We start from the raw sequence: 8,310 nt of genomic DNA, 5'->3' as shown, positions 1-8,310 counted from the left end.
TTCTCCTTCTATGCCCCCCCCCCCCCCCCCCCCCCCTCCCCCCCCTCCCCCTCTCCCCCTCCTCCCCCCCCCCCCCCCCCCCCCCCCCCCCCCCCCCCCGAGGCTGGGATGTGCCCCGGGCGACGCTGGACGTGTGCCCGGCGGGGCTGGAGTGCCCGTGAGGTACGGGGGAATGGCGCCCGGCGCTAAGGGCCCGGCGGTCGGGCCGGGGACAGCAAGTAGCCCGCCTGGAAACGGGACTTGGCGCCCACCGCTCGCATGATCTCGGCGATGTGCCGCTGGCAGGTCCGCTCCGACATGCCCAGCCGCCGCGCGATCACCTTGTCCTCCAGCCCCTCCGACAGCAGCCGGACGATCGTCTGCCGCAGCTCGTCCGAGATCGACCGGGCCGCCTCCGGGCTCACCGACGTGGGGAAGGGCTCCGCGCCCACCCAGGAGCGCTCGAAGGTCGCCGTCATGAAGTGCACGACGCTCGGCTCCCGCACCACCAGTGCCGCCCCGCTGCGGTCCGGCACCGCCATCAGGCCCGTGTGGTCGTCGAAGATCAGCATCCGCATCAGCCCGTCGCCCAGGGTCCGTACCTGGGCGCCCAGCGCCGTCACCCGCTCGACGTACGCCGCCGTGGGCCGTGAGTAGCGCGCCGTGTGCTGGTAGATCGTGCGCATCCGGACCCCGCGCGTCAGCAGTGACTCGTCCCGCCCGATCGACTCCTCCAGCGTCTCCAGCGGGCGGCCCCCGCCCGGCTGCGAGGTCAGCAGCTCCCGCTCGCACGCCGCAACCAGCTCCGCGATCAGCCCCCGTACCGCTCCGAGGTCCGTGACCAGCTCCAGCCGGCCCGATGCGCTGAGGTCCCGGTGCGCGGTCCCCGCCTCGTACGCCGGCACCAGCGCCTCCAGCCGCCCGCGCAGCCGGTCCATCTCGTCGTGGGTCTCCCGTACGAGCAGGGCCAGCGGGGCCAGGGCCCGGGCCGCCGCGGCCCGGGGGGCCACCGCGCTCCAGCGGTCCGGGTCGTCGCCCGGGGCCCGCTGGAGCAGGTGCGCGGCGGCCAGCTCGGTGATCGCGGCGGCCGCGCGTACGCCCAGGGCCCCGGTGGCCTCGCACAGGTCAAAGGCGTGCCGCTCGACGGCGTACGCGTACAGGCGCCGGGCGGCGGGGCTCAGCTCCCCGGCCGCTCCGGCCGGCCCGGATTCCTCGGCAGGCATATGCGTATGCGTCCCGAGTTGTGCCCGTTTATAAACCCCTCGTGTTCCCGCAAGGCGGCAAGACGACGCCTGGACGGCCACCTTCGGCATATGCCGAAGAGGCACAGTGGCAGCACGGCGTGAGGGGGAAGCGCGGTATGCGGCAGCGGACACCCAGGCGAGCACGGGGGCCCGTGTCCTGCTGAGCCCGCGGCCCGCCGTGGTGGTCGCGCCAGATCCATCGGTGCCATCCGACCGTGAGGGGGCGGAGCGGCGGGTACGGACGGACTGGCGCGACCCCGAAGCCCGACCCCGAAGCCCGATCCCGAAGCCCGATCCCGAAGCCCGACCCCGGAGCCCGATCCCGGAGCGCGACCCCGAAACCGTCAGTCGGCGGCCGGCTTCGCGTAATCGACGTAGCCGGTCCAGTCCAGCGCCACGCACGGCTCGTCACCCACGACCCAGGCGTCGTGCCCGGGGGCGATCTGGATGAAGTCGCCCGGGCCGATCTCGCCGCTCTCCCCGTCGTCCATGACGATCTTCATCCGGCCGCTCACGACGTACCCGGTGTGGGCGGAGCGGCAGCTGTCCGTGCCGGCCAGCGGCTTGATGTGCAGCGACCAGCGCCAGCCCGGCTCGAAGACCGCGCGCCCCACCGCCCCGCCCTCGGTGTTGAACAGGTCCAGCCTGCCCGTGCCGGCCTCGAAGGGCCGCGTCTCGTCGGGCTTGTCGAAGTTCCTGTGGACCAATCCGCCCATGGCCGGTCTCCTCCGGGAGTCGAGCAACACCCCGAGTCCGCTTCCCACGGTACGCGCGCCGCGCCGGGCCCGTGGATCACCGCCTCAGCGACCTCCCGAAGCCCGAGGCCAGCGGCATCCGCAGGCCCAGCGGCGGGGGCGCGGCCAGGGCGTCGGTCACCGGCCGCGAGTACCGCCCCGAGGAGACCGCGCCCAGGATGAAGTCCACGGCCAGTGCCACCACTTCCGGCTGGTGCTCGCGCAGCCCGTGCCCGTCCGAATGCACCTCGAAGCGGCAGGTCGAACGATTCGCCTTCTTCGCGCGCGCCGCCAGCCGGAAGGAGGCCTCCGGGTCGCTGCGGGCGTCGTTGGTGCCGTGCACGATCAACACCTGCCGTCCCGACAGCTGTTTCACCGGTTCAGGGGAGTCGGCCCGGGCCGCCGCCTCTAAGCAAGGGGCGATCACCACGACCGAGTTGACGGCCCCGTGCCCCGCCGCCCGCAGCGCGGCCAGACCCCCCGCGTCATAGCCGGCCAGGCACACCGGCACGTCCCCGTACCGCCGCACCGCCTCGTCCGCGGCCCACCCCGCCTGTTCCTCCCGGGCGGAGTCCCCGCCGTGGATGACCATGTGCGTGACCAGCCCCTCCGCCCCGCCTGCCCGGGCCAGCGCCCGCGCGAGCGGACGCATGGGACCCGGCGAGAATCTGGAGGCCCCGGGAAACAGGAGCACCACCCCGTTGACCGCACTTTCCGTCGAACCCGAGCCGGTTCTCGCGCCGGCCGCCCGCCCCAGGCGGGCCCCGCGCGCCGGCGGCGCATGCTGTGCCATGGCGGAACAGTCTCAGACCTTCAGGTGTACGCCATCCGTCCGCGCGGTCTCTGTTACATATCGACGCCCGCCGGGGACATTCCGCTCTACGCGCGTAGGAGTAGAGTGCGCAGATGACGAGCGAGACCCCCAACCTGCCGACCCCGGATCAGATCCGTCGTTCCCCGAAGGTGCTGCTGCACGATCACCTCGACGGTGGACTGCGCCCCGGGACCATCATCGAGCTGGCCCGTGAGGTCGGCTACGAGAACCTTCCCGAGACCGACGCCGACAAGCTCGGCATCTGGTTCCGCGAGGCCGCCGACTCCGGCTCCCTGCCTCGCTACCTGGAGACCTTCGCGCACACCTGCGCGGTCATGCAGACGAAGGCCGCCCTCTTCCGGGTCGCCGCCGAGTGCGCCGAGGACCTGGCCGAGGACGGCGTCGTGTACGCCGAGATCCGCTACGCGCCCGAGCAGCACCTGGAAGCCGGCCTTTCCCTCGAAGAGGTCGTCGAGGCCGTGAACGACGGCTTCCGCGAGGGCGAGCGCCGCGCGAAGGCCAACGGCCACCGCATCCGCGTCGGCGCCCTGCTGACCGCGATGCGCCACGCCGCCCGCGCGCTGGAGATCGCCGAGCTGGCGAACCGCTACCGCGACAACGGCGTGGTCGGCTTCGACATCGCCGGCGCCGAGGCCGGGTTCCCTCCCACCCGCCACCTCGACGCCTTCGAGTACCTCAAGCGCGAGAACAACCACTTCACCATCCACGCGGGCGAGGCCTTCGGCCTGCCGTCGATCTGGCAGGCCCTGCAGTGGTGCGGCGCCGACCGCCTCGGTCACGGCGTGAAGATCATCGACGACATCGAGGTCGCCGAGGACGGTTCCGTGACCCTGGGCCGCCTGGCCTCGTACGTCCGGGACAAGCGCATCCCCCTGGAGATGTGCCCGACCTCGAACCTGCAGACCGCCGCGGCCGCCTCGTACGCCGAGCACCCGATCGGTCTGCTGCGCAAGCTGCACTTCAGGCTCACGGTCAACACGGACAACCGCCTGATGAGCGGCACCAGCATGAGCCGCGAGTTCGAGCACCTGGTCGACACCTTCGGCTACACCCTCGACGACATGCAGTGGTTCACCGTCAATGCGATGAAGTCCGCGTTCATTCCTTTCGATGAACGACTGGCCATGATCAATGAAGTGATCAAGCCCGGTTATGCGGAGCTGAAGTCGGAGTGGCTGTTCCAGCAGACCGCTTCCACCAGGGGTTCCGTCTCGGCCTAGGCCACGGCATGACATAGCGGAAGCGCCCGGGAGAGATAATCCCCGGGCGCTTTCTCGTATTTAAGGATGTTTGCGGACGGGGGTTTGAAGTGACTAGTTTGCGGAGCCGCTCAATTCCCCGTCGCAAGGACAACTTTTCATGAAGAAGTCAGCTGCCAAGACCCTCGGTACCGCCGTTCTCGGTGCCGCCTTCGCCGCGGTCGCCGCCGGTACCGCCTCCGCCGCCGTCCCGGCGATCGGAGTGACCGACATGGTGGGCACCGCCACCGGCGCGCTCCAGGGCGTCACCAGCCAGCAGCGGGTGGGCGGAGAGACCCAGCAGTCGAGCGACCCCACCAGCCAGATCACCGGAGCCCTGACCCCGCTCACCGGCGCCCTGAACGGCCTCGGCGGCTGACACTGCCCTCGCCGTGGATTCGTACGCGCGTGCGGTGGGTGCATGCTCCTCGATCGGGCATGTGTCCCGCCGCACCGTGTGCCACGATCGCCACCAACTGCCCGCCGACGTCTTGGGTACGAGGTTCTCGGTCATGCGCATGAAGGCACGAGCGACGATGGTCGCGCTGGTCCCCACCCTGCTGTTCGCGGCGGTGGGGTGCAGCACCACGCACACCCCCGCGACGGGCAAGGCCCCCGATCCCGAGGGCTCCGCGGGCAGCGCCTCCGCCGCACCCGGAGCCCCGGCGCCCTCCGCCGTGGCGTCGGGATCGGTCGAGCCGAAGACCGGTGGCAGCAGGCTTGAGCGGTCCGCGCTGGCACAGGGCGACCTGCCCGGCTACCAGGTCTCTGCCCAGGGCAAGAACCCCAATGCCCCGGACGGCCAGCCGCAGGCCGACAAGAAGGCCTGCCAGCCGCTGGCCGACATCATGGGGGACAAGCCGGACCCGTCCGCGCGTGAGGTCCTCAGCCGCGGCGTCGGCTCCCAGAAGCAGGTCGGGCTGGCCGTCTCCGCCTCCGTCAGCTCCTACTCCGAGAGCGATGCCAAGGCGCTGATCGCCCGGCTCAAGGCCGCCGTCGCCGCCTGCGGTTCGGGCTTCTCGGCCACGGTCGGGAAGCAGACCGGCGCCTACCGCGAGGTGCGCCCCGCCGACTACCGCACGGGCGGCGACGAGAGCGTCAGCTGGACCATGACCGCCGCCGCCCAGGGCGTCTCGGCGCAGGTCCACCTGGTCGTCGTACGCGAGGGCGACACCGTCGTGCGGCTGACGGCCCTCAACGTGGCGGGGGCGGCCCAGCAGAAGGCGCAGGTGCCGCAGGAAGTGGCCGACAAGCAGCTGGAGAAGATCCAGAAGGTCCGGCGGGCCGGCTGACCGGACGACCCGCCGGCCGCCGGACTACCAGGCGGCCGAAGCGGGCTTCTCGTTCGGCAGCAGGACCCACAGCGCTATGTAGATCAGGAACTGCGGTCCGGGCAGCAGGCACGAGACGACGAAAATGGCGCGCATCGCGTTCGTCGAAATTCCGAAACGCCGCGCCAGTCCGGCGCAGACTCCGCCGATCCAGCGGCCGTCACGGGGGCGGACCAGGGCGCTCATGAGATTCTCCTTCGTCGGTATCGCTTTCTGCGATGACTCAATACTCCCGCTGGACCGCCGACAGAACGTCGGTCCAGGGGCCGAGCCCGACCCTGGAAATCTTCGGGGTATCCCCCTGATAAACGGTGTGTGAGCGCCTCAGCCGGGCCCGCAGCGCCGGTACGACGGCCACGTGCGCGAGCACCACGCCGACGGTGTTCAGCAGCACCGAGTCCACGTCCACGACCTGCCCCGGAACCGCGGTCTGCAGCATCTCGATGCACACCGAGACCAGCGCGCCCGCGGCGGCCGTCCGGGCCAGCGAGGACCACGCGGACAAGGCCGACGGTGCGAGCCGTCCGCTGATCAACGGCACCAGCACCCCGAGCGGGGCCAGCAGCGCGAGCCCCTCACCGATCTGCCGGGCGGCCTCCAGCGGACCGAGGGCCAGATCCGCTGTGATCCCCTCCAGCGGGCTCAGATTGGCCGCCGCGGCCCAGGGCACGTCCAGCGGCCGCAGAGTCAGCCAGCCGACGACCACGAAATGGGCGGCGAGCAGGACCCCGGCCAGGAGTCGGAGACGGAGGTGGATCGCGGTGGCGGCGCTTTCGCCGGCCTCATGACGCTGCACACCTGCGAGGACGCATCACCCGGTAGCCCCGGTTCCGGCCCGGAGGGTGGTGTGGCGGGGAGCACCCGACAGGATCGTACCCGGCGTCCTGGCCGGTCAGCGCGTGGCGATGAGGACGATCAGAAGCAGCGCGCCGACCAGCGCGGGCGCGATGATCTCGTACGACCAGCGCACGCGCACACTGCCCTGCGCGCCCGGCCGCGAGGCGTTCAGCTCGGCCAGTCCCTGGAGCTCGTCGACGATCCGGTCGGCATTGGCCCGCATCGGTTCGGAGGCGGCGGCGGAGGTACGGGACCGCGCGCCGGGGTCGCCCGTGCTGCCCGGGTCGCGGCGGTCGATCGCAGAGCGGCGCATCTGCTGCCGGTTGGCCTTCTTCCGCTCCCGCAGCGAGACCGGCACGGACCAGAGCTGGTACTTCGACCCCTCGGCCAGCACCTCGGCCGAGTACCCGGCGCGCACCGCGTCCACGGCCGCCCAGGGCAGCTCGATGATCCGGAAGGGGTTCCGCACGCGCATCCGGTCCTCGTTGGCGAAGACGGCCGGGCGGATCGTGAACGCGACGATCAGCGGTACGACGCACAGCGCCACCGCCAGTCCGATCCACGGGGTGTTGCCGGAGCCCCGCACCACGGCGTCGCCGCAGAGCCAGGCGGTCAGCGCGAGCAGCAGTACCCCCGAGACGACGCCCATGGAGGATCGGTAGACCCGGTCTGCGTACACCGGCTCGTCGGTCGGCTGCTGGCTGCTCATGGGGTCGATTCTGCCCCACTGCGCCGCCTGGGTGTATCAGCCCGCGAGATCGGCGTACAGGATGATGTTGTCGGGCCGGTGGCCGTCCGTGAGCTCGCCGCCGCAGGTGATGACGCGCAGCTCGGGGCGGGCGGTGTCCCCGTAAACCTTGGTGGTCGGGAACTCCTTCTTCCCGACCTGCTCCAGCTCCCGGACGCGGAACACGGCGGTGGTGCCGTCCGCCCGGGAGACGGTGATCTCCTCGCCGGTGCGCACGCGCGAGACGTCCTTGAGCACGGCCGGGCCGCGCGCGGTGTCGAAGTGGCCGATCAGCACGGCGGGACCGGTCTGGCCCGGCGTGACTCCCTTGGTGTACCAGCCGATCTTGTCGGCGTCGGCCACCGAGGGCACCTCGACGGTGCCGTCGGCGGCCAGTCCCAGCCCCAGCACCGGGGAGGCGTCCACCCCGGCCGAGGGGATCCGTACGCGTACGGGCTCGGAGGCGGGCATCGGGATGGCGGCCGGGGCCTCGGCCGGAGCGGCGGACGCCGGGGTGACGTGCGGGGCGGCCGGTGCCGGGCCGGCGGCGGGGGTGCCGCCGCAGCCGGTCAGGGCGGTGAGGGCGAGCGGGGTGAGAAGGGCGGTGGCGCGGAGGGCGGCGCGGGACATGCGGGGCTCCTGAACGGGGACCGGCGGGCCACCACGAGGGTGGCCCGCCTCATCGGGTGACGCGGGGGCCGCGCGGGGCGGCCGTTCGTCAGCTGTGGCTGCGGCGACGGCGCAGGACGGTCGCACCGAGCGCGGCGAAGACCGCGAGGAGGCCGGCGCCGGCGGCGACGGTGGTGCTGCTGCCGGTGTCCTCGGACGCGATCTCGGCGCCCGCCGCGACGGACCCCTGGGGGACGACGGTGGTCTGGCCCGTGGTCTGGGTGGAGACGTTCGTGGCGGTCACCGGCTTCGCGGTGGAGGGCTCGGGCTTCGGGGCCGGGGTCTCCTCCGTGACCTTGTACTCGAAGGTGCAGCCCTTGGGGAGGGCGGGGAAGTTCGCGAAGCCGGACGGGACGTTCAGGCCGCCCTGGGTCTTCCATTCGAAGACGGGCTTGGCGCCGCTCGGGTTGTTGATGCGGGAGAAGTAGTCCGGCGAACCCTGGGGGTTGGTGCGGGTGAGGGTCTGGGTCCAGGTGTTGGCGGGGTCGCTGTCGTGCATGACGACCTTGGGGCCCTTGGGGGACATGGTCAGGTCGGCCTGCAGTCCGGCGCCCAGGTCGACCTGCTTGACCTCGGAGACGCACGAGGCGGGCGCGTCGTCGTGGACCGGGTACTCAAGGGTGCAGCCCTTGGGGAGGGCGGGGAAGTTCGCGAAGCCGGACGGGACGTTCAGGCCGCCCTGGGTCTTCCATTCGAAGACGGGCTTGGCGCCGCTC

Annotated in this window: 11 protein-coding genes; 3 read left to right on the top strand and 8 right to left on the bottom strand. The window is 72.0% G+C overall.

The features are described 5' to 3' along the window. Positions 1 to 185 precede the first annotated feature (185 nt). The 3 genes from ACZ4YL_RS17470 to ACZ4YL_RS17460 all read right to left on the bottom strand — a co-directional run bounded on the left by ACZ4YL_RS17470 (position 186) and on the right by ACZ4YL_RS17460 (position 2,750). Complete coding sequence (locus tag ACZ4YL_RS17470; RefSeq protein ID WP_468117367.1) at positions 186 to 1,202, bottom strand: helix-turn-helix transcriptional regulator; 1,017 nt, start codon at positions 1,200 to 1,202, stop codon at positions 186 to 188. A 365-nt stretch (positions 1,203 to 1,567) separates the two neighbouring features. Continuing rightward, complete coding sequence (locus tag ACZ4YL_RS17465) at positions 1,568 to 1,939, bottom strand: cupin domain-containing protein (RefSeq protein ID WP_468117365.1); 372 nt, start codon at positions 1,937 to 1,939, stop codon at positions 1,568 to 1,570. A 76-nt stretch (positions 1,940 to 2,015) separates the two neighbouring features. Further along, positions 2,016 to 2,750 carry an alpha/beta hydrolase gene (locus tag ACZ4YL_RS17460; protein WP_468117363.1) on the bottom strand — a complete coding sequence of 245 codons (735 nt, stop codon included), beginning with the start codon at positions 2,748 to 2,750 and terminating at the stop codon, positions 2,016 to 2,018. A gap of 113 nt (positions 2,751 to 2,863) precedes the next feature. Between ACZ4YL_RS17460 and ACZ4YL_RS17455 the strand changes: the two genes are divergently transcribed. The 3 genes from ACZ4YL_RS17455 to ACZ4YL_RS17445 all read left to right on the top strand — a co-directional run bounded on the left by ACZ4YL_RS17455 (position 2,864) and on the right by ACZ4YL_RS17445 (position 5,322). Further along, positions 2,864 to 4,012 (top strand): adenosine deaminase, encoded by a 1,149-nt coding sequence (locus tag ACZ4YL_RS17455; protein ID WP_373042636.1) that lies wholly within the window; start codon positions 2,864 to 2,866, stop codon positions 4,010 to 4,012. 139 nt (positions 4,013 to 4,151) lie between these two features. Continuing rightward, positions 4,152 to 4,409 carry a hypothetical protein gene (locus ACZ4YL_RS17450; protein WP_468117361.1) on the top strand — a complete coding sequence of 86 codons (258 nt, stop codon included), beginning with the start codon at positions 4,152 to 4,154 and terminating at the stop codon, positions 4,407 to 4,409. A gap of 133 nt (positions 4,410 to 4,542) precedes the next feature. Next, positions 4,543 to 5,322, top strand: a complete 780-nt coding sequence (locus tag ACZ4YL_RS17445) for a hypothetical protein (protein ID WP_468117360.1) — start codon at positions 4,543 to 4,545, stop codon at positions 5,320 to 5,322. A 24-nt stretch (positions 5,323 to 5,346) separates the two neighbouring features. Here ACZ4YL_RS17445 and ACZ4YL_RS17440 read toward each other — a convergent pair whose 3' ends face one another. From ACZ4YL_RS17440 to ACZ4YL_RS17420, 5 genes are all read right to left on the bottom strand, one after another. After that, positions 5,347 to 5,547 carry a PspC domain-containing protein gene (locus ACZ4YL_RS17440; protein WP_033219629.1) on the bottom strand — a complete coding sequence of 67 codons (201 nt, stop codon included), beginning with the start codon at positions 5,545 to 5,547 and terminating at the stop codon, positions 5,347 to 5,349. A gap of 37 nt (positions 5,548 to 5,584) precedes the next feature. Beyond that, a complete protein-coding gene (locus ACZ4YL_RS17435; RefSeq protein WP_373042630.1) occupies positions 5,585 to 6,157 on the bottom strand; it encodes a VanZ family protein in 573 nt (190 codons plus the stop codon). Between the two features lie 96 nt (positions 6,158 to 6,253). Next, positions 6,254 to 6,907, bottom strand: coding sequence for a PH domain-containing protein (locus ACZ4YL_RS17430; RefSeq protein ID WP_468117358.1), 654 nt, complete (start codon positions 6,905 to 6,907; stop codon positions 6,254 to 6,256). A gap of 36 nt (positions 6,908 to 6,943) precedes the next feature. Then, a complete protein-coding gene (locus ACZ4YL_RS17425) occupies positions 6,944 to 7,555 on the bottom strand; it encodes a class F sortase (protein ID WP_468117357.1) in 612 nt (203 codons plus the stop codon). Positions 7,556 to 7,643: 88 nt separating this feature from the next. Continuing rightward, on the bottom strand, positions 7,644 to 8,310 hold a 667-nt coding region (locus ACZ4YL_RS17420), incomplete at its 5' end, for an LPXTG cell wall anchor domain-containing protein (RefSeq protein ID WP_468117355.1).

The organism is Streptomyces sp. NPDC030021, assembly GCF_055574035.1.
This window is presented reverse-complemented; position numbering and strand designations above follow the sequence as displayed.

Coding starts and splice junctions, on each gene's coding strand:
- ACZ4YL_RS17470 (WP_468117367.1), bottom strand. CDS start 1,202: ATGCCTGCCGAGGAATCCGGGCCGGCCGGAGCGGCCGGGGAGCTGAGC.
- ACZ4YL_RS17465 (WP_468117365.1), bottom strand. CDS start 1,939: ATGGGCGGATTGGTCCACAGGAACTTCGACAAGCCCGACGAGACGCGG.
- ACZ4YL_RS17460 (WP_468117363.1), bottom strand. CDS start 2,750: ATGGCACAGCATGCGCCGCCGGCGCGCGGGGCCCGCCTGGGGCGGGCG.
- ACZ4YL_RS17455 (WP_373042636.1), top strand. CDS start 2,864: ATGACGAGCGAGACCCCCAACCTGCCGACCCCGGATCAGATCCGTCGT.
- ACZ4YL_RS17450 (WP_468117361.1), top strand. CDS start 4,152: ATGAAGAAGTCAGCTGCCAAGACCCTCGGTACCGCCGTTCTCGGTGCC.
- ACZ4YL_RS17445 (WP_468117360.1), top strand. CDS start 4,543: ATGCGCATGAAGGCACGAGCGACGATGGTCGCGCTGGTCCCCACCCTG.
- ACZ4YL_RS17440 (WP_033219629.1), bottom strand. CDS start 5,547: ATGAGCGCCCTGGTCCGCCCCCGTGACGGCCGCTGGATCGGCGGAGTC.
- ACZ4YL_RS17430 (WP_468117358.1), bottom strand. CDS start 6,907: ATGAGCAGCCAGCAGCCGACCGACGAGCCGGTGTACGCAGACCGGGTC.
- ACZ4YL_RS17425 (WP_468117357.1), bottom strand. CDS start 7,555: ATGTCCCGCGCCGCCCTCCGCGCCACCGCCCTTCTCACCCCGCTCGCC.